The sequence below is a fragment of the Streptomyces sp. NPDC001507 genome (assembly GCF_042894765.1).
Lineage (GTDB): Bacteria > Actinomycetota > Actinomycetes > Streptomycetales > Streptomycetaceae > Streptomyces.
Window position 1 is genome coordinate 18205 of record NZ_JBIAVV010000012.1, and the last position, 19869, is coordinate 38073.

Below are 19869 nucleotides of genomic sequence, written 5' to 3' on the forward strand. Positions count from 1 at the left end.
GGTGATGCCCGCCGGGTTCAGGAGTCGCGGGGTGACGGGCCGGGGGGGTCCTCCTGGGCTGCCGGCCGGAGCCGTCCCCGTCCGGCGAGCAGGAGAAGGAGCCCGACGGACGGGAAGATGAGGAGCCCCGCGACGATCGCCACACCGATGGTCACCTTCAGGGTGGCGTCCGGTGAGGCCGCGTCGCCGATCCGCAGGTGGGTGCCGAGGAGGTAGGGGTACTGGGCGACGCCCCAGCCGAGGACGACCAGCGCGACCGCCGCCGTGGCGAGTATCCGCAGCCCCGTCCTGCGGTCGCGGAGCAGCAGGAGCACGGTGGCGACGCCGCAGAGCGCCGCGAGCACGACGAGCGCCAGGGCGCGGTGGCTGAGCTGGTGGAACAGGCGAGGGGCGTCCTGCCGGAGGACGAAGATGCCCGCGACGCTGACGGCCCCGGTCAGCACCGAGGCGAGCAGCGCCCGGTCGCGGAAGTAGTGCTCCAGAGCCGGATCGCCCTGCTGCCGGGCGGCTGCGTGCAGGTAGACGGCGGCGAGATAGGCGCAGACCAGGACGGCCAGCACGCCGCCGAGCGCCGACGTGGGGTTCAGCCAGCTGCCGACGGCGTCGCCGTCGCCCCCCGTGGGCACCCGTCCTGAGGCGATCGCACCCGCGATGGAGCCGAAGCAGTAGGGCGTCAGCACGGAGGACGCCGCGAAGACCGCGCCGTACACGCGTTGCTCACGGGTGCGCAGCGTGGCCTTGCGGAAGGCGAAGCCGGCGCCGCGCAGGACGATGCCCAGGGCGGCGATGCCCAGGGGCAGGTACAGCGTGGTGGTGATGGCGGTGAACGCGGTGGGGAAGCCCGACCAGAGGAACACCAGGCAGTAGACCAGCCACGTGTGGTTGGCCTCCCACACCGGGCCGAGCGAGGTGTCGATCAGATGCCTCGGCCGCCGGCCCCGCTCGGCTCCGCCCGCGGTCAGGTCCCAGAAGCCCGCACCGAAGTCGGCGCCGCCCAGCAGGCTGTAGGCGATGACGCCGATGAACAGGAAGACGGCGACGAGGTTCGCGATCACTTCCCGGCTCCCGCGGGCAGGCCGGCCGGATCGGAGCCGGGTCCGTAGGGGACGGCCACACTGTCGTCGCCCTCGGCCTCCCACCGGCGTTTCATCGACAGGAGCACGGTGACGGCGCCGGCCCCCACGGCCACGTAGATGACGAGGACCGCGGCGAAGAGGAACCACAGGTTGCCCTGGGTGGTCGCCGCGTCCCGGGTCAGGAGGTACCCGACGACCGTCCAGGGCTGGCGGCCGACCTCGGTGACGATCCAGCCGGTCTCCAGGCACGCCAGCGCGGCGAGACCGCTGACCGCGCAGCAGCGCAGGAACCAGCGCTGCTGCGCGAGCGGATGCCGGCGCCACCACAGCCAGAGGAACCACACGGCCAGCGCGAGCAGGGCGAAGGACAGCCCCACCATGACGTCGAAGGCGAGGTGGACGGTGCTGACGGCCTGGTCGGACGGGCGTACCCGGGCAGGGATCGCGTCGAGCCCGGGGATACGGGTGGAGGGCCGGAACCCGGCGAGCAGCGATGCCATGTCGGGCACGGGGATCCCGTACCGGACGCGGCCGCCGACGAGGACGCCGCCCAGGGTCTCGGGAACGTGGGTGCCGGTGGCCGGCAGCAGTTCGACGGCCGCGAACTTGGCGGGCTCGGACTGGAAGACGTACCGGGCGATGGTGTCCCCCACGATGACCTGGAGGGGCAGCGCCGCGGCGGCGGTGACGAAGCCGATGAGGAAGCCGGTGCGGTGGTAGCGGGACGTCCGGCCCCGCAGCATGCCCACCGCGTAGACGCTCGCCACCACGAAGCCCGCGACGATGTAGGCGGCCAGCAGCATGTGGAGGAACTCCCACCAGAAGGCCCCGTTGAAGAAGACCTGGGCGGGCCGTACGGCGACGACCCGGCCGCCGCGCAGCGTGAATCCGCCGGGCTGGTTCATCCAGCTGTTGGCCGCGATCACGGCGGCCGCGCCCCCGATGCTGGAGAGCGCCACCGGGACCCCGGTCCAGAAGTGTGCCCACGGCGAGAGCCGGTCCCAGCCGTAGATGTAGATCGACACGAAGATCGCTTCGAGGAAGAAGAACAGCCCCTCGATCGCGAAGGGGAAGCCGAATGCCGCGCCGTACCGGCCCATCAGGCCGGGCCACAGGATGCCCAGTTCGAAGGAGAGGACGGTGCCGGTGATGGCGCCGACGGCGAAGAGCACGGCGGCGACCTTGGACCAGCGCCGCGCCAGGAGCAGGGCATCGGCGTCCCCCCGGCGCAGGCCGCGGTGGTTGGCGACGAGCATCAGCGTGGTGAGCGCGACGCCGAAGGGCACCAGGATGATGTGGAACCCGAGGGTGAAGGCCATCTGCTGGCGGGCGGGCAGGAGCTGGGGCGGATCGCCGGCCGCGGCCAGGTAGCGCACGAGCACGTCCAGCGTGTCCGTCACGGCGCGAGCCGTCCTGCGGCGCGCCGACCGCCCGACGCGCCGGGCGTCCTGCGGCCGGGATCGTTCACGTCTGTAACTGCCATCACCTCGACCACCGCCGGGTTGCACGAAGTCCGTCGCTCCGGCTTGCTGTACCCGTTTCGCGTGCCGGCGCTCCGTCACATCGGCGACCGCCACTCCATCGGACGACCCGGCGCCGCGTCCGGGCCGGAGCCGCGCACGGCCCGCCCGAGGTCCGGCCGCACTCGTCCGCCCGACGTCCACTTCACGTACGCGAACGAAACGGACACGCCGGCCACTCGCATCGCCGCGACCGCGCACCTGCCGGACAGCCGTCGATCCATGCATCAGGTATTGACAGGAAGCTCACGACGACACAGCCTTTGGCAACGTTGTCATTGCGCTCGAGGCGGAGCGCCCGGAGCCGACTCGGCCTGCTTCGCCGCTTTCTGATGGGACGTCAGAATCATGACCGATCAGCCGGTTCCGTCGCGCAGTCCGTCGCGGCGTTCCATAGTCGCCACGGGCTCCACCCTGCTCGCCGGGTTCGGACTCGGCACGGTGCCCCCGGTGCCCGCGCGGGCCGCCGCCTCCGCCGGCCCGCAGGCCCAGCCCGCCGCGCCTCGTGAACTCGCCCTCTACCGGCCCGTCTCGGTCTCCTCGACCGCCTACGCCGCCGCTCCGGGGTCCTTCGCCGTCGACGGCCTCACCGCACCCGGTGTGCGGGGCAGCGGCTGGCGGGCCGGGGACGGCGACCCGCAGTGGATCGCCGTGGACCTGCAGGCGGCCTGCGAGGTCACCCGGATCCGCCTGACCTTCGAAGCCGACGCCGCCGACCCGGTGTTCACTCCCCCTGCCACCGGGAATCCGGCCGACGGCACCACCGGCAAGGAGATCCTGTCGAGCTACGCGCTCGACTTCCTGGTCGAGACGTCCCTCGACCAGAAGTCCTGGACGAGCGTCCACCGCACGACCGCCGGCACCGGCGGCGTGGTGGACGTCCAGCTGCCTCGGCCGGTCGCGGCGCGCTGGGTGCGGATGACGTGCCGCAGGCGTTCCAGCCCGCTGCCGCTGGGCCTCAACTGCTTCGAGGTGTACGGCACCCCCGAGGGGCACCGCCCCGCGGCGACCGGCTGGACCGACTGGGGCACCCGGCACGGCGCGGCGCCCGCGCTGACCGTGGCCGACGACGGCACCGTGCCGGTGGAGTCGGGCTGGCGGCTCACCCTGGACGACTGGGCGGGCGCGGACGGTGCGGGTCTTTCGAAGTCCGGCGTCGACACGAGCGGCTGGCTGCCCGCCACCGTCCCCGGCACCGTCCTGGCCTCCCTCGTGGACCAGGGCATGCTGCCCGACCCGGTGTCCGGCCTGAACAACCTGCGCATCCCCGAGGCGCTGTCCCGGCACTCCTGGTGGTACAAGCGGGACTTCGAGCTGCCGCCGGGCCTGCGCACGGGGTCCGGCCGCCGGATCTGGCTGGAGTTCGACGGCGTCAACCACACGGCCGACATCTGGCTGAACGGCGAGCACGTCGGCGGCCTGACCTACCCCTTCGCCCGTTCCTCGCACGACGTGACCCGGCTGCTCGCCGCGGGCGGCGCGAACGCGCTGGCCGTGCGGATCACCCCGATGCCCGTCCCCGGCAGCCCCGGCGACAAGGGCCCCCTCGGCGAGTCGTGGGTGGACGCGGGCGCCGGGCAGATGAACCTCAACTCCCCCACCTACCTGGCCTCTTCGGGCTGGGACTGGATGCCGGCCGTCCGCGACCGCGCGGCGGGCATCTGGAACCACGTCCGGCTCAGATCCACCGGGCAGGTCGTCATCGGCGACCCTCGTGTGGACACGAACCTGCCGAACCTGCCGGACGTCTCCGTAGCCGAACTGACCGTCGTCGTCCCCGTCCGCAACGCCGACACCGCGGACCGTACGGCGACGGTGACCGCGGCGTTCGGCGACGTCCGGGTGTCCAGGACGGTCGCCGTGCCGGCCGGTGGCAGCGTGGACGTCGTCTTCGCCCCGGACGCCTTCGGGCAGCTGCGGCTGCACAAGCCCCGGCTGTGGTGGCCGAACGGCGTGGGCGAGCCGGACCTGCACGACCTCACGCTCACCGCGTCGGTCGAGGGCACCGAGAGCGACCGGCGCACCACCCGCTTCGGCATCCGCCAGTTCGGCTACGAGTACCGGGTGCCGCTGCCGTTCACCGCGTCCGGCGACGCGTACACCCAGACCGTCACCTTCGACCGGCGGCAGGCCCGGCACGTCCGCATCAACTGCCGTACCCGCGCCACCTCCTGGGGCAGCTCGCTGTGGACCCTGGCGGTGCGGGACAGCACCCGGCAGGCCACCGACCTCGCCCTGCACGCGACCGCCGACGCCTCCAGCACGGACGGCGACGACCACGGGCCGGCCAACGTGACGGACGGCGACCCGGGCACCCGCTGGTCCTCGGCGTACGAGGACGACCAGTGGATCAGCGTCGACCTGGGCTCGGCGCAGTCCTTCGACCGGGTCGACCTCACCTGGGAGCGGGCGTACGCCAGGACCTTCGTGGTGCAGGTCTCCGCCGACGGCACCGAGTGGACCGACGTGCGGGCGGTGGACAACTCGGCCGTGCCGCTGCCGTTCAACGACGGCAACGCCAGCCTCCAGGTCGAGGACCTCGACCGGCAGACAGCCCGCTACGTCCGTATCGACTGTGGCCTGCGCAACACCAGTTGGGGCAACTCGCTGTGGTCGCTGGGCGTCATCGACAGCTCCAGTCCCGGCACCGACCTCGCCCTCAACCGGACGGCGACGGCCTCCACCGAGGAGTCGGACCACCCCGCCTCGAACGCCACCGACGGCGACCCGGGCACCCGCTGGTCCTCGCAGTACGAGGACCACCAGTGGATCCAGGTGGACCTGGGCTCCGCGCGGTCCTTCGACCGGGTGGCGATCGTCTGGGAGACGGCGTACCCGAAGACGTACGTCATCCAGGTGTCCTCCGACGGCGAGCGGTGGACCGACGTCAAGTCCGTGTCGAACGCCCCCGATCCGCTGCGGATCACGGTCAACGGCGTGCCGGTGCTGGTCCGCGGCGGCAACTGGGGCTGGGACGAGCTGCTGCGCCGGATGCCCCCCGAGCGGATGGACGCGGCGGTGCGGATGCATCGCGACATGAACTTCACGATGATCCGCAACTGGGTCGGCAGCAGCGACCGGGAGGAGTTCTTCGCCGCGTGCGACCGGCACGGCATCCTCGTCTGGAACGACTTCCCGAACGCCTGGGGCATGGACCCGCCGGACCACGACGCCTTCAACTCGCTCGCCCGGGACACGGTGCTGCGGTACCGCATCCATCCCTGTGTCGCGGTCTGGTGCGGGGCGAACGAGGGCAACCCGCCGGCGGCGATCGACCAGGGCATGCGCGAGGCCGTCGAGCAGCAGGTACCGGGGCTGCTGTACCAGAACAACTCGGCGGGCGGCATCGTCACGGGCGGCGGGCCCTACGGCTGGGTGGAGCCGGAGAGGTACTTCGACCCCGCCACCTACGGCAGCAAGGACTTCGGCTTCCACACCGAGATCGGCATGCCGGTCGTCTCCACCGCGGCGAGCCTGCGCAACCTGACGGGCGACGAGCCGGAGTGGCCCATCGGCGGCGCCTGGTACTACCACGACTGGAGCGAGCACGGGAATCAGGCGCCGCAGAACTACAAGGCGGCCGTCGAGGCCCGGCTGGGCGCGGCCACCGGCCTGGACGACTTCGCCCGCAAGGCGCAGTTCGTCAACTTCGAGAACACCCGCGCCATGTTCGAGGCCTGGAACGCCAACCTCTGGGACAACGCCACCGGCCTGATGCTGTGGATGTCCCACCCTGCCTGGCACAGCACCGTCTGGCAGACCTACGACTACGACTTCGACGTCAACGGCACGTACTACGGCGCCCGTTCGGCCTGCGAGCCGCTGCACGTCCAGGCCGATCCGGTGCGGTGGCGGGTCCTCGCGGTCAACCACACCCGCGCGGACCTGCACGGCGCCACCGTCACCGCCCGGCTGTACGACCTGTCCGGCCGGCAGCTCGGCAGCGGCCGGACCGCGACGGTGGACGTGGCACGGGCCGCCACCGCCGAGGCGTTCACCGCAGGATGGACCGACGACCTGCCCGACCTGCACCTGCTGCGGCTGACCCTGGCGGACGCGGGCGGCAGGGAGCTGTCGCGCAACACGTACTGGCGCCACCGCGACCCCGCCGACCTCCAGGCACTCGACAGGGCCCCGCGGGTGAACGTGTCCGTCTCGGCCGGGCCGGTGTCCCGTGCCGGTGACCGTCACACCCTGACGGCCACCGTCCGCAACCGCGGCTCGGCCGTCGCCGCCATGGTCCGGCTGTCCCTGGTGGACGAGGCGAACGGTGACCGCGTGCTGCCGACGCTCTACAGCCACAACTACCTGTGGCTGCTGCCCGGAGAAGCACAGACGGTCACTGCGTCCTGGCCGTCGCGGGCCCTTTCCGCGGGCCGCCCGGCGCTGCGGGCGGCGGCGTACAACAGCCGTCCCTAGGCGAGCCCCTCCGCCGCCACCGCGAGGGCCGAGCGCATGGTCGCCGTGAGCTCGGCCTCCGCCGTGGCGGGGTCCGTGGTCTCGTCGGCGACGCGCCAGGCGTAGTGCTCGACGGCCGCGCGCAGGGCCGCGTTGAACATGGCCGCCTGGATGGTGGGCCGCAGGCCGTCGGCGGGCAGCCCGGAGCGTTCGGCGAGGGCGCGGGCGAAGGCCGGTTCGGCCTCGTCGTAGGACTGCAGCCACTCCGCGCGCAGGCCCGGTTCGTCGCGGGTCAGCCGGACCAGGGCGCCCATGGTCGCGCGGTCCGGGCTGCGCACCAGCCGGCTGTCGGTCGGCACGGCGTCCTCGAACGCCTCCTCCAGCGGCTGGCCGGGGCGCCAGGCGCGCAGGCAGTCGGCGACGGCTTCGATGCCGGCCGCGAACAGCGGCCGCACGCAGGCCTCCTTGCTCGGGAAGTAGCGCCACACCGTGCGCGCCGAGACGCCGACCGCCTGCCCGATCTGCTCGCCGGTGGTCGCGGACACCCCCTGCGTGACGAACAGGTCCACCGCGGCGCGGGCGATCTCCAGTCTGGTCTCGGCCTTGCGCTCCTCGGTCAGGGGCGGGCGTCCCGTGCGTCCCCCTGCGGTCATCTGTCCCTCCCGTGCCGGTCTGCTGCTGCACCGAGATTGTCCCCGAGGCGGCGGGGTGACGGGAAATTCAGGCCGCGACTTTATGTCACTCGCCGACATTAAGTCGTATGGTGTGAGCCGCACCGGGCGCCGAGCGCCCTTGAACCACCTGATGGGAGCACCACATGGCCAGCGGACTCGACGGGCGCGGCGTCATCGTCACCGGCGCGGGATCGGGGATCGGCCGTGCCGCCGCCCTGGCCTTCGCCAGGGCGGGGGCCCGGGTCCTGGTCGCCGACCTGAACGCCGAGGCCGCGGGCTCGGCGGTGGCGGAGATCGAGGAGGCGGGCGGTACGGCCGTCGCCGTCACCGGTGACCTCGGCGAGCAGTCCGTGGTGGACGAGGTGGTGGCGACCGCGGTGGAGCGGTTCGGCGGGGTGGACGTCCTGGTGAACAACGCCGGGATCATGGACCGGATGTCCGCGCTGGCGGATGTCAGCGACACGGAGTGGGAGCGGGTGATACGGGTCAACCTCACCGCGCCGTTCCTGCTCACCCGGGCGGTGCTGCCGCACATGCTGGCCGCGGGCCGGGGCGCGATCGTCAACACCGCCTCCGAGGCCGGCCTGCGCGGCAGCGCGGCGGGCGCCGCGTACACGGCCTCGAAGCACGGCGTCGTCGGCCTGACCAAGAACCTGGCGGTGATGTACCGCAACCAGGGCATCCGGGCCAACGCGATCGCACCCGGCGGCACCAGGACCGGCATCCAGGTCGACCTGGAGGACGGTGCGCACGGGCCGGCCGCGCTCGGCCCGTACTTCGGCAACGTGGGCCAGGTCTCCGAGCCCGAGGAGCAGGCGGCGGCGATCGTGTTCCTGGCCTCGGACGCGGCGAGCAACATCAACGGCGCGATCCTGCCGGTGGACAACGGCTGGGCGGCCGTCTGACCCGCACCGCAGGGGCGGCCGGCCCCCGGTCAGCCGCCCCCGGTGAACTGTTCCGCCAGCCGCTCCCCCTCCGCCTCCGCCGCCTCACGGTCCTCGATGGGCCGGATCGCCGAGTCCTTGAAGACGATGTAGGTGACGCCGGACGGCACCCCGCCCACGCGCGGGTCGGGGTTCACGCCGAGCGCCTTCGCGGTGGCGTAGGAGGCCTCGCCGATGATGTCCCGCGGTCCGGTGTCGCCGACGACGGCGTACTGGACCCGGCCCTTGTAGATGACCGCGGCGATCGCACCGCCCCGGACGCCGGACTTCCGGTGGTTCCAGCGACGGCTGGGGCCGGGTACGACGACGTAGGGCAGTTTCTCGGCGTTGAGCTGACGGCCGTTGGACTGGTGGTAGGCGGTGGCGGCGGTGAACGCCGGGTCGGCGGCGCGGTTGCAGTGGGCGGTCCGCTGGCCGTCGCAGTCGATGTCGAGGTCGGCCTTCCAGAAGACGGCCTGCCGGGTGCCGCACACGGGGACGGTGGCGGCGGTGTTGGCATCGGAGCGGAAGCGGCCCCTGGAGACCTGGGTGCACTCCCGCACCCGGGCCAGCAGGTCGGTGGCGGAGATCCGGTGCCGGACACCGGGGGCCGCGTACGAGGCGGGGTGGGCGGGGGCGGGCAGGGTGGCCGGGGCGAGCAGGGTGGCGCCGGCCGCGGCCAGCGTCAGCGACTGGACACGCACGATGAGGGACCCTTTTCGTGGGGGACATGGAGTCACCCGGAACAAGATGGTGCGGGTCCGGCGGCCGGGCCAGCACATGGAGGCTGTACAGGGCCGTTCGGCGCAACGAAACTGACACTTCGTGAGCGGCCACCGAGGACCGGGGCGCCGGGCCGGTACCGGCCCGGACCGCCCCGGCCGCCCGTGCCGGCGCGGGATCAGCGACGACAGCGTTCCGCGCCACAGGCGCGAACTCCCCTGTTCTCCGGGGAAGTTCGACCGCAGGACCCTCAGCATACGTAACTCTCCCCCGGCGTCTGCAAGACGGCCCTCTTGATGTCCGCACCCCGGGCGGTCATATTGGTCCGGACCATTGCCGTGCTGCCGTCCCCGAGGGAGGCGGAACCGTGCGCCGAGTTGCCGTCGTGGTCTGCGCCCTGCTGTTCGTGACGTCCTGCGGCTGGGGCCGGGCCGCCGACGGCGACAGCGGCCGGCTGCCCGGTGCCCCGACGGGGGTGACCGCGGCCGCCGGGAGCGCCACCAGCGTGCACGTCATGTGGAACGAGCTGCCGGAGGGTTCCGGGATCCGTGCCTACGAGGTGTATCGCGGCACCACGAAGGTCGAGGAAGTGCCCGGCTCCCAGCACATGGTGGACGTCACCAGGCTCAGGCCGTCCACGGCGTACGTGTTCACCGTGCGGGCCCGGGGCGGGGACGGCAGCCTCGGGCCGCGCAGCCGTGCGGTGCGGGCGACCACCCCCGCGATGGTCGCGGCCGACCGCTCCGCGCCGACCCGGCCCGCGCGGCCGGCGGGCCGGGCCGTGGGCAGCCGTGCCGTACAGCTGTCCTGGGGCGCCTCGACGGACGACCGGGCCGTGGTGTCGTACGACATCTGGCAGGGCGGGGCCAAGATCCACAGCGTGGGCGGGAACCAGACCGCGGCCGTGGTCATGGGGCTGCGGCCGGGCACCCGCTACGTCTTCACCGTCCGGGCCCGGGACGCGGCCGACAACCTCTCGCCCGCGAGCACGGCGGTGCGCCTCACCACGCCCGGCAGCGGCGACGGCCGCGACACCGCGCCGACCGCGTTCACGGCGCGGACCCACGAGCAGAGCGGGGCCTACTACCTCGATCTGGCGTGGGACCCACCGCAGGTGGACGGTGTGGTCACCGAATACCAGATCCGGCTGGACGCCGGTACGACCACCTCCCTGGTGTGGGGCGGCACTCCGCCGCAGGGACGGTCGACCTACAGCTTCTATGTGGGCCGGGACCATGGGGTCCGGCACCAGGTGCGGCTCCGGGCGCGGCTGCCGGACGGCACCTGGGGCGGCTGGTCGGCGGAGCGGACCGTGACGACCGGGGACTGAGGAGGAGAGGCGGGCGCGCGTCCCGGCGTGGGCCGGGCGGAGGAAGAAGTCACCTGGCCGGTCGCCCTCCGGGTGCGGGACGCACCGGAGCCCCTTTCGCTGAACCTGAGGCAGCACGGGCGTTTCCCCACCCTCGGCGGCGCACGGGACGTTCCGCCACCGTGCCGCCGGAGGGCAGACCATGCGCACTACCCGACTCCTCCTCCGCTCCGGCCTGACCCTGGCGGCCGCCGCCGCTCTCCCGACCTGGCTCGCCGGCCCGTCCGCCGCGCTCTCGGGCATCTCGGTGAGCACCATCGGCAGCACGGTGTCGGTGGTCACCAGCGCCTGCACCCAGTCCAACGGCAGCTGGGGCAACGCCTCGCTGCTCAACAGCGGCCAGACCGCCTTCGCCCAGGGGCGGCAGGTGGCCCTGGCGGGCACCACGGTGAGCCAGTCCGCCGCCTGGTCGGGGGTGTCGCCGGGCACCTACACGGTGGTCGTCGTCTGCTCCAACGGCGGTACGGCGGGCACCCAGTCGGTGATCGTCTCGTCCGCCCCCTCCGCGCCGACGACCTCCTCCACCGCCAACTCGACCGTCAACTCGGCCACCAAGCCGGCCGTGCCCGCCCCCGCCCGGGGGGTGATGGGCGGCCTGGGCGGCGCCGCCCGCGACTACGGCCCGCTCACCCTGGGCATCGGCGCCGCCCTGGTCGGCTCCGGCGTCATCGCCACCGGCTGGTACCTGCGCAAGCGCTCGAAGCCGTACCGGCTCTAGACCCTGTCGCGGGGCGGCCGGGAAGGTGACCACAGGTCCCCTAGGACCGGGACGGGCCGGGCAGTTCGCCGAACTCCTCCAGGGCATGGCCGAGCCACTGCGTCCAGAACGTCTCCAGGTCGATGCCGGCCCGCAGGACCAGGTGCCGCAGCCGGTCCTCGGGGGCGTCCTTGCCCGGCGGGAAGTCGCGGCGCTGGATCTCCTCGTACTCGGCCAACTGGCTTCGGTGCAGCTCCAGATGGCGGCGCAGGTCGGCCTCGAGGCCGGCGGTGCCGACGACGGCGGCCGCGCGCAGCCGCAGCAGCAGCACGTCCCGCTGCGGCTTGGGGTCCTGGGAGGCGGCGGTCCAGCGGGCCAGTTCGGCGCGGCCCGCGGGCAGGACCTCGTAGCTCTTCTTCTGCCCACGGGCCGGCTGCTCGGCCGGCAGCGTGCGGATGTAGCCCTCGGCCTCCAGCCGGCCGAGCTCGCGATAGATCTGCTGGTGCGTGGCCGACCAGAAGTAACCGATCGACCTGTCGAACCTGCGGGTCAGCTCAAGCCCCGACGACGGCCGTTCGAGCAGGGCGGTGAGGATCGCGTGCGGGAGTGACATGGGCTCATCCTAGGGACGGACGCTACAGGGCGGCCGCCAGCTCGGTGCCCTGCTTGATGGCCCGCTTGGCGTCCAGTTCGGCGGCGACGTCGGCACCGCCGATGAGGTGCGCGCTGCAGCCGACGGCGACCAGCTCCTCGTACAGGCCCCGGCGCGGTTCCTGTCCGGTGCACAGCACGACGGTGTCGACCTCCAGGACCGTGCTCTCGCCGTCGACGGTGACGTGCAGTCCGGCGTCGTCGATCAGGTCGTACTGCACGCCCGGGACCATGGTGACGCCCCGGTGCTTGAGTTCGGTGCGGTGGATCCAGCCGGTGGTCTTGCCGAGGCCCGCGCCCACCTTGCTCGCCTTGCGCTGGAGCAGGTGCACGGTCCGTGGCGGCGCCGGGCGCTCCGGTGCGGCCAGGCCCCCGGGGCCCTGGTACGCCGTGTCGACGCCCCACTGCCTGAAGTACGTCTCCGGGTCCTCGCTCGCCTTGTCGCCGCCGTCGGTGAGGTACTCGGCGACGTCGAAGCCGATGCCGCCCGCGCCGAGGATCGCGACGCGGTCGCCGACGGGCGCGTCGTCGCGCAGCACGTCGAGGTAGCCGAGGACGCGGGGGTGGTCGACGCCGGGGATGTCGGGGGTGCGCGGGGTGACGCCGGTGGCGACCACGACCTCGTCGTAGCCGGTGACGTCCGCGGGCTCGACGGTGGTGTTCAGGCGTACGTCCACGCCGTGCGCGTCGAGCTGGTGGCGGAAGTAGCGCAGGGTCTCGTCGAACTCCTGCTTGCCGGGGACCTTGCGGGCCACGTTCAGCTGGCCGCCGATCTCGGCCGCCGCGTCGAACAGGGTGACCTCGTGGCCGCGTTCGGCGGCGGACACCGCGCAGGCGAGGCCGGCCGGTCCGGCGCCGACGACCGCGACGCGCTTCTTCAGCCGGGTCGGGGCGAGGACCAGTTCGGTCTCGTGGCAGGCGCGCGGGTTGACCAGGCAGGAGGTGATCTTCCCGCTGAAGGTGTGGTCGAGACAGGCCTGGTTGCAGCCGATGCAGGTGTTGATGGCCTCGGGCGTGCCGGCCGCGGCCTTGTTGACGAAGTCGGGGTCGGCGAGCATCGGGCGGGCCATGGAGACCATGTCGGCGAAGCCTTCGGCGAGCAGCTCCTCGGCGACCTCCGGGGTGTTGATGCGGTTGGTGGTGACCAGCGGGACGGACACCGCGCCCATCAGCTTCCTGGTGACCCAGGTGTAGGCGCCGCGCGGGACCGAGGTGGCGATGGTGGGGATGCGGGCCTCGTGCCAGCCGATGCCGGTGTTGATGATGGTCGCCCCGGCCGCCTCGACTGCCTTGGCGAGCGTGACGACCTCGTCCAGCGTCGACCCGCCGGGGACCAGGTCCAGCATGGACAGCCGGTAGACGATGATGAAGTCCTCGCCGACGGCCTCGCGCACCCGGCGGACGATCTCGACGGGGAACCGCATCCGGTTCTCGTACGAGCCGCCCCAGCGGTCGGTGCGGTGGTTGGTCTGCGCGGCGATGAACTCGTTGATCAGGTAGCCCTCGGAGCCCATGATCTCGACGCCGTCGTAACCGGCCTGCCGGGCCAGGCGGGCGGCGCGGACGTAGTCGCCGACGGTGCGCTCGACGTCGTCGTCGGTCAGCTCGCGGGGCGCGAAGGGGCTGATCGGGGCCTGGAGGGGGCTCGGGGCGACCAGGTCGCGGTGGTAGGCGTACCGGCCGAAGTGCAGGATCTGCATCGCGATCCGGCCGCCCTCGCGGTGTACGGCCTCGGTGACGACCCGGTGCCGCGCGGCCTCCTCGTCGGTGGTGAGCTTGGCGCCGCCCTCGTACGGCCGGCCCTCGTCGTTGGGCGCGATGCCGCCGGTGACGATGAGGCCCACGCCCCCGCGGGCCCGGGCCGCGTAGAACTCCGCCATCCGCTCGAAGCCGCGCTCGGCCTCCTCCAGGCCCACGTGCATGGAGCCCATGAGCACCCGGTTGGGGAGTGTGGTGAAACCGAGGTCGAGGGGTTTCAGCAGGTTCGGGTAACGGCTCATGGGGGCCTCCGTGCGCGGTGTCGTCACCGTAGTTGTAGAGGACCGCGCACGGATTATGCAACTAGTTGCACAACACCCTCGGGGTTACGTGTCCCAGATCACCGCTCACCGGCTTTCGAGCAGGACGTGCAGTTCCCTCTCCTGGTCCCCGGACGCCGAGGACAGGTTCCGCACGGTGAACAGGGAGTCGAGGGTCCTGTGCAGCCGGCTGATCGCCCAGTAACCGCCCTGCGCATCGGCCTCGACCGTGGCCGAGAGCCGGGGCGGCGGGGTGCACTCGTGGGTGTCGGTGACCTCGAACGTGCCGAGCCACACCATCGGGCGCGTCTCGTGGAGCTGCTGCGGCACGTCCTCGGCGGCCCGGTCGGACTCGAAGCACTGGCACAGCGCGTCGAACACGATCCGGGCGTCCTCCTTGTTGCATCCACTGATCTCGAGGGAGACGGGTTCCTCGTGCGTGGGCACACGGTCCATCGTGATCGCTCCTCTCATGGCGATGGCGCGGCGTCACGGGGTCCCCCGCGAACCGCGCCATGCCAACAGAAAAGCACCGATCTCCGGGCCCCGCACCACCCGCCGGCGGCCGCCGGCTCAGTTCCGGGTGAACTTGTAGGTCATGCTGTCCGTGAGGACGCAGAAGCCGGGCGACATCACGATGACGCGCAGGATGCCGGTGCGCCGGTCGTAGTCGATGCCCTCGGCCTCGAAGGTGCCCGAGCAGGAGCTGCGCAGCGGGAGCTGGCGCAGCGCCGTGACGTGCCCGGTGACGTTCGTGGAGCCGGGCTGCGCGGACAGGTCGATCTGCAGCAGCGGCTTGGTGTAGCCGAAGAGGCTGCCGTCCGGGTCGTCCGAGGAGCACAGCAGCGTGGTGGCGCTGGAGAAGTCGCAGCCCTGGACGTCACGCACGGCGTGGTCCAGGTTGACGACGGACGCCAGCGGGAGGTTCGCGGACGGCGAGGTGCTCTTGTTGGCGCCCGGCGTCGGGAAGACCAGGAAGCGGGTCATCGTGCCGTACTCGCCGGAGAGCATGTACTGGCTGTCGGGCGTGATGGCGGACCAGGAGTTGTTGAGGGCCTCGCCGGAGACGAGCGTGTGGACGTACTCCGACCAGGTGCCGTCGGGGGCCTGTACCCGGTACATCTTGTAGGTGCTGGAGTCCGCCTGGTACGGCTCGACGTAGTAGCCGTCGTAGGACTCGTCGGGGTCGCCGACGTGGTTCCAGCCGCGGGAGTAGACGTCGAGCGGGATGGTGCCGGCACCGGTGTACCGATTGGGGCTGCCGGCCGGGACCTCGACCGAGGTCAGGCCCTGGCTCTCACTGAGCGCATCGGCGTGGTCGGAGCCGTTCTCCGTCCAGGTGTCGGCCGCGGAGGCCGGGGCGGCGGTCGCGAGGACCAGGGTGGTGGCGAGGGCGACCAGGGCGGTCAGGCCTGCGCGACAACGTTGCCGGGTGGACGCGGGCATGGAAGCCTACTCCTCGGTATCGGGGGGTGGGACGCGCGTGCGCCGGCCAGTCTGGCGTGGGCTCGATGGGCATGTACAGACCAATGACGGGTCGGGAAGGTGAACTCACGCCTCTGCCGTCCCTGTGGTCGTTTCGCGCTACGGATGCCGTCGTCTTGAGAGATGGTGGAAAAGTCGGCGGTGGCATCGGAGAGTCGGGGGTGAGCGCGATAGAACGGGGAGAGTCCGCACGGGGGACGCCGTGCCGTGCGGAAGTCCGAAGGCGGTGCGTGCGATGAGTCCAGCCGAGGCCTCGGTGCCGGGGGGCGGGGACCCCGTGCGCGGACCCGTGCGGCCGGGCGGCCTGCTGGACGTCCTGAACGTGGCCTCGGTCGTGCTGGACGCCAAGGGCCGGATCGCGCTGTGGAGCCCGCAGGCCGAGGAGCTGTTCGGCTACTCGGCGCAGGAGGCGCTCGGTCAGTACGCGGCCCGGCTGATGGTGCACGAGCGCCACATCGAACTGGTCGGCAAGCTGTTCGCGGACGTGATGAGCACCGGGCGGAGCTGGGCCGGCGGCTTCCCGATCCGCCACAAGGACGGCTCCACCCATGTGGTCGAGTTCCGCAACATGCGGCTCATGGACGACAAGGGCGACGTGTTCGCGCTGGGTCTGGCGGCCGACCAGTCGACGGTGCGCCGGCTGGAGCAGGACGTGGCGCTGTCCGAACGGATCGTGCAGCAGTCGCCGATCGGTCTTGCCGTCTTCGACACGGACCTGCGCTTCGTGTCGGTCAACCCGGCGATGGAGCGGATGAACGGGGTCCCGGCCGAGGAGCACGTGGGACGGACCATCCGCGAGGTGCTGCCCGCGCTGGACGCCGACGCGCTGGAGTCGGCCTACCTGCGGGTGCTGCGGACCGGTGAGCCGGTCATCGACCATTCCGCGGTGGGCCGTACGCCGGCCGATCCGGACGTGGAGCACATCTGGTCCGTGTCGGTCTACCGGCTGGACGACGCGCTGGAGAACGTGCTGGGTGTGGCCACCTCGGTGGTGGACATCACCGAGCCGTACCGGGCCGGCGTCGAGGCCGAGAACGCGCGCCGTCGGCTGGCCGTGATCGCCGACGCCTCCACCCGTATCGGCACCACCCTGGACCTGGAGCGCACCGCCCGGGAGCTGGCCGACGTCGCCGTGCCGGAGCTGGCCGACGTGGCGGCCGTGCAGCTGCTGGACACGGTGGTCGAGGGCCGCAGCGGCACCCTCGGCCCGGCCGAGCCCGCCGTGCTGCGGACCCTCGCCGTGCGCGCGGAGCAGAAGGCGGACGCGGTCCAGGCCGCGGACGCGCCGGGGACGGTCGCCCGGTACGCGCCGGACCGGCTGATCACGGCGTGCGTACGGACCGGGGAGTCCGTCGTCGTCCCGCGGGCCAAGGACGAGCACCTGGCGCGGATCGCCCCCTCCTCCGAGGCCGCGGTGCTGCTGGACCGGGCCGGGGTGCACTCGTATCTGGCCGTGCCGCTCATCGCGCGCGGTGAGGTGCTGGGCGCCCTCGATCTCAAGCGCACCCGCAATCCGGCGTCCTTCGACGACGACGATCTTCTGCTGGCCCGGGAACTGGCGGCGCGCGCGGCCGTCCAGATCGACAACGCCCGCTGGTACGAGAACGCCCGCACCACCGCGCTGACCCTCCAGCGCAGCCTCCTGCCCGTCCACCCTCGGGTCACCCCCGGCCTGGAGGTCTCCTCCCGCTACCAGCCGGCGGGCGCCACGGTCGAGGTGGGCGGCGACTGGTTCGACGTCATTCCGCTGGACGGCGACCGAACGGCCCTCGTGGTGGGCGACGTGATGGGCAGCGGCATCAACGCTGCCGCGACGATGGGCAGACTGCGCACCGCGACCACCACCCTGGCCGCACTGGGCCTCGACCCGGCGGTCCTCCTCGAAAACCTGGACAAGACCACGTCGGGCCTCGACCACTCCATCGCGACCTGCGTCTACGCCGTGTACGACCCGCAACTGCGCCGGTGCCGGATCGCCAACGCCGGCCACCTGCCCCCGGCCCGGGTCCGCCCCGGCCGTCCGCCGGAACTCCTCGACCTGCCCACCGGGGTCCCGCTGGGTGTCGGCGGGGTCGCCTTCGCCACCACGTCCGTCGACTTCGAGCCCGGCGACGAGCTGGTGTTCTACACCGACGGCCTGGTGGAGACGCGCAGGCACTCCCTGGACGAACGCCTCGACGAACTGCTGGCTCTGCTCGACGGCCCGGCCCGTCCGCTGGAGGAGGTCTGCGACCTGCTGCTGCGGGAGCTGCACCACCCCGACAACCACGACGACGTGGCACTGCTCATCGCGCGGGCCCGGGAACTGCCGTAGCCGGGAGGCTGCCGGGGCGCCGGATGCAGCTCCTGCCCCGGTTCGGATTCATCGAATTCACAGGAACTGATTACCAGGTTCTTATCGGCAACCTCCCACAATTCACAGAGAGGCATGCGTCGCGCGATGCCGCGTGCCGCCGTTCGCCGATGGGAGCGAGCCGTGACGCACGAACCGGAGCAGGAAAACCGCCGTGACGTCGACGGAATCGAACCGCCGATCCCGCCGATGCCCGACCGCCCCCCGCAGGTCGCCGCCGCGGAGTGGGGTGCCCCGCCGGAAGTCCTGTCGGGGCCGGGACCGGACCGGGAGCCGGGCGCGCCACTGCGCGACCGGTGGCGCCGCCAGTCCTTCCGCGTGCGCGCGGTGACCGTGGCGCTCGTCGCCGGGGCGCTCGCCCTGGGCGGCACGGTGGCGTTCGCCGCCGGCTCCGGCAGCAGCGGCTCCGCCGCGTCCCCGGCCGCCTCCGGCGCCTCGCCGGCGCCCTCCGCGCCGGACGGGCACCGGCCCGGGCACGGCTGGTTCGGCATGGGTGGCATGGGCGTGCACGGCGAGGCGACCGTCAAGGACCCGGACACCGGCAAGTACGTGGTGCGGATCTGGCAGCGGGGCACGGTCGAGAACGTGGACGGCGACCAGGTCACGGTGCAGAGCGACGACGGCGCGTCGTGGACATGGACCGTGGGCTCGGACGTCAAGGTGCGGGGCGATTCCGACACGCTGAAGAAGGACGCGAAGGCCGTCCTGGTCGGCACCCGCGGCGCCGACGGCAAGCGGACCGCGTCCGGCGCGTTCTCGGGCGACTTCACCGGTATGGGCCCCGGCGGCATGCACGACCACGGCGGCCCGTGGCGCCACCCCGGCGACCGCTCACCATCGCCGAGCCCGTCGGGCAGCGGGGCGACCGCCTAGCGGTTCCCGCCCGCGGGTGCTGCGGGAAGGGCGGGCCAGGACGCGCCGTCGCCGGCCGTCTCTCCTACCCCTGAGCCCTGATACCCCTGAGCCCTGAAGAACGCCCTGGACCAGGTCTGTCGGGAGTGGAACGACAAGGACACAGACGGTCACGGCCGCATGACGCCTGTTCGCGGCCGATCACGCGAGCGGACGTGACAGATCGGCCGGGGCCCGAGCTGCACGAGGCCGTACCGGACGTCCGCCGGCGGTATTGACTGGCTACTCCTCGGGCTCCCAGGCGATCAGCTGCTCGAACACCCGCTGGTCGCCCTCGATCTTCAGGTCGCTCAGCGTGAGGCGGCCCCAGACGAAGAGGAGCAGCTGCTCGGCCGTGCCCGTGGCCGAGGCGGAGGCGGGCGCGGCGTCGTCCGTGAGGGGTGCGGGCCAGGCGCCGGTGCCGTCCAGCGTGAGGAGCCAGGAGCGGCCCTCGATGGCGTGGTAGTGGATGGTGGCGGCCTCGTGCGGCCAGGCCGCCGGGGTGGAGTTGCAGGTGTCGAGGAACTCGGCCACACCGTCGATCGCGACGTCCACCGGCATCGGCTGCACGGCGCCTGCGGCGAGCTGAGCGTCGTAGGTGTGCACCAGCACCTCGTGCACCCGGCGCCGGGCGACGCCCCAGGCGTTCGCCGGCGACACACCGGCGCTCCACCACGTCCAGCACTCGCGCTGCGGGCCCGCCTCGCGCAGCGCACTCAGCAGCAGCTCGTTCGACTCCGTGTACCAGGCCAGCAGCGCCTCGAGCTCGCGCGGCACCTCTGCGGCCTCCTTGGCCGGCGGAGCCTCGGCCGGGCCCGCGGCGACGATCGCGGCCCACCAGCGCTGGCCCGTACCCAGGTGCCGCACAAGATCGAACACCGTCCACTCGGGGCAGGACGGCACCGGCGCGTCCATGCTGGGCGCGGCCGCAACCGCACTCCGGAACACGGCCGACCGCTCCTCGATCAGTCGCAGCAGGGCGGGATACTCAAGACTCTCTGTCACATCGCTTGCCTATCACCCCAGTTCAGCCGACCGCACCCCATTTTCCAGGCCGTCGGCCGCGGGAGTCGGAGCATTTGATGGGAAGC

General features: G+C 72.5%; 15 protein-coding genes. 6 read left to right on the forward strand and 9 right to left on the reverse strand.

Going from position 1 to position 19869, the window contains the following annotated elements; all coding sequences use genetic code 11:
* Positions 1-17 precede the first annotated feature (17 nt).
* Positions 18-1055, reverse strand: coding sequence for a cytochrome d ubiquinol oxidase subunit II (locus tag ACFY0K_RS34320; RefSeq protein ID WP_390643088.1), 1038 nt, complete (start codon positions 1053-1055; stop codon positions 18-20).
* On the reverse strand, positions 1052-2395 hold the full coding sequence (locus tag ACFY0K_RS34325) for a cytochrome ubiquinol oxidase subunit I (protein ID WP_390643362.1): 1344 nt from the start codon (positions 2393-2395) through the stop codon (positions 1052-1054). The genes ACFY0K_RS34320 and ACFY0K_RS34325 overlap by 4 nt, the downstream gene beginning before the upstream one ends.
* 549 nt (positions 2396-2944) lie before the next feature.
* Between ACFY0K_RS34325 and ACFY0K_RS34330 the strand changes: the two genes are divergently transcribed.
* Positions 2945-7015: a discoidin domain-containing protein gene (locus ACFY0K_RS34330; RefSeq protein WP_390643089.1), complete on the forward strand. Its 4071-nt coding sequence runs from the start codon at positions 2945-2947 to the stop codon at positions 7013-7015.
* On the opposite strand, the gene ACFY0K_RS34335 is transcribed toward ACFY0K_RS34330, so the two are convergent.
* Positions 7012-7647 carry a TetR/AcrR family transcriptional regulator gene (locus tag ACFY0K_RS34335; protein ID WP_352367308.1) on the reverse strand — a complete coding sequence of 212 codons (636 nt, stop codon included), beginning with the start codon at positions 7645-7647 and terminating at the stop codon, positions 7012-7014. The two genes, ACFY0K_RS34330 and ACFY0K_RS34335, sit on opposite strands and share 4 nt — an antisense overlap.
* A gap of 164 nt (positions 7648-7811) precedes the next feature.
* Here ACFY0K_RS34335 and ACFY0K_RS34340 point away from each other — a divergent pair, with 164 nt between their 5' ends.
* Positions 7812-8573 carry an SDR family NAD(P)-dependent oxidoreductase gene (locus ACFY0K_RS34340; protein ID WP_390643090.1) on the forward strand — a complete coding sequence of 254 codons (762 nt, stop codon included), beginning with the start codon at positions 7812-7814 and terminating at the stop codon, positions 8571-8573.
* A 29-nt stretch (positions 8574-8602) separates the two neighbouring features.
* On the opposite strand, the gene ACFY0K_RS34345 is transcribed toward ACFY0K_RS34340, so the two are convergent.
* Complete coding sequence (locus tag ACFY0K_RS34345; protein WP_390643091.1) at positions 8603-9295, reverse strand: glycoside hydrolase family 75 protein; 693 nt, start codon at positions 9293-9295, stop codon at positions 8603-8605.
* 386 nt (positions 9296-9681) lie between these two features.
* On the opposite strand from ACFY0K_RS34345, the gene ACFY0K_RS34350 reads away from it, so the two are divergent.
* Together ACFY0K_RS34350 and ACFY0K_RS34355 are read left to right on the forward strand one after the other, a co-directional pair.
* Entirely contained in the window at positions 9682-10644 is a 963-nt protein-coding gene (locus ACFY0K_RS34350; RefSeq protein ID WP_390643092.1) for a fibronectin type III domain-containing protein, read from the forward strand.
* Positions 10645-10825: 181 nt separating this feature from the next.
* A complete protein-coding gene (locus tag ACFY0K_RS34355; RefSeq protein WP_351956359.1) occupies positions 10826-11401 on the forward strand; it encodes a hypothetical protein in 576 nt (191 codons plus the stop codon).
* 40 nt (positions 11402-11441) lie between these two features.
* On the opposite strand, the gene ACFY0K_RS34360 is transcribed toward ACFY0K_RS34355, so the two are convergent.
* The 4 genes from ACFY0K_RS34360 to ACFY0K_RS34375 form a co-directional block, all read right to left on the reverse strand.
* On the reverse strand, positions 11442-11993 hold the full coding sequence (locus tag ACFY0K_RS34360) for a PadR family transcriptional regulator (protein ID WP_390643093.1): 552 nt from the start codon (positions 11991-11993) through the stop codon (positions 11442-11444).
* 22 nt (positions 11994-12015) lie between these two features.
* Positions 12016-14031 carry an FAD-dependent oxidoreductase gene (locus ACFY0K_RS34365; protein ID WP_390643094.1) on the reverse strand — a complete coding sequence of 672 codons (2016 nt, stop codon included), beginning with the start codon at positions 14029-14031 and terminating at the stop codon, positions 12016-12018.
* Between the two features lie 105 nt (positions 14032-14136).
* Positions 14137-14505: a hypothetical protein gene (locus tag ACFY0K_RS34370; RefSeq protein ID WP_352360583.1), complete on the reverse strand. Its 369-nt coding sequence runs from the start codon at positions 14503-14505 to the stop codon at positions 14137-14139.
* Positions 14506-14622: 117 nt separating this feature from the next.
* Positions 14623-15495 (reverse strand): hypothetical protein, encoded by an 873-nt coding sequence (locus ACFY0K_RS34375; RefSeq protein WP_390643095.1) that lies wholly within the window; start codon positions 15493-15495, stop codon positions 14623-14625.
* Between the two features lie 274 nt (positions 15496-15769).
* On the opposite strand from ACFY0K_RS34375, the gene ACFY0K_RS34380 reads away from it, so the two are divergent.
* The gene (locus ACFY0K_RS34380; protein WP_390643096.1) at positions 15770-17848 is read left to right on the forward strand and encodes a SpoIIE family protein phosphatase; all 2079 of its coding nucleotides are present in this window, start codon (positions 15770-15772) and stop codon (positions 17846-17848) included.
* 162 nt (positions 17849-18010) lie between these two features.
* A complete protein-coding gene (locus ACFY0K_RS34385; protein ID WP_390643097.1) occupies positions 18011-18760 on the forward strand; it encodes a hypothetical protein in 750 nt (249 codons plus the stop codon).
* A gap of 261 nt (positions 18761-19021) precedes the next feature.
* Here ACFY0K_RS34385 and ACFY0K_RS34390 read toward each other — a convergent pair whose 3' ends face one another.
* Positions 19022-19783, reverse strand: a complete 762-nt coding sequence (locus ACFY0K_RS34390) for a maleylpyruvate isomerase family mycothiol-dependent enzyme (RefSeq protein WP_390643098.1) — start codon at positions 19781-19783, stop codon at positions 19022-19024.
* Positions 19784-19869: the final 86 nt, after the last annotated feature.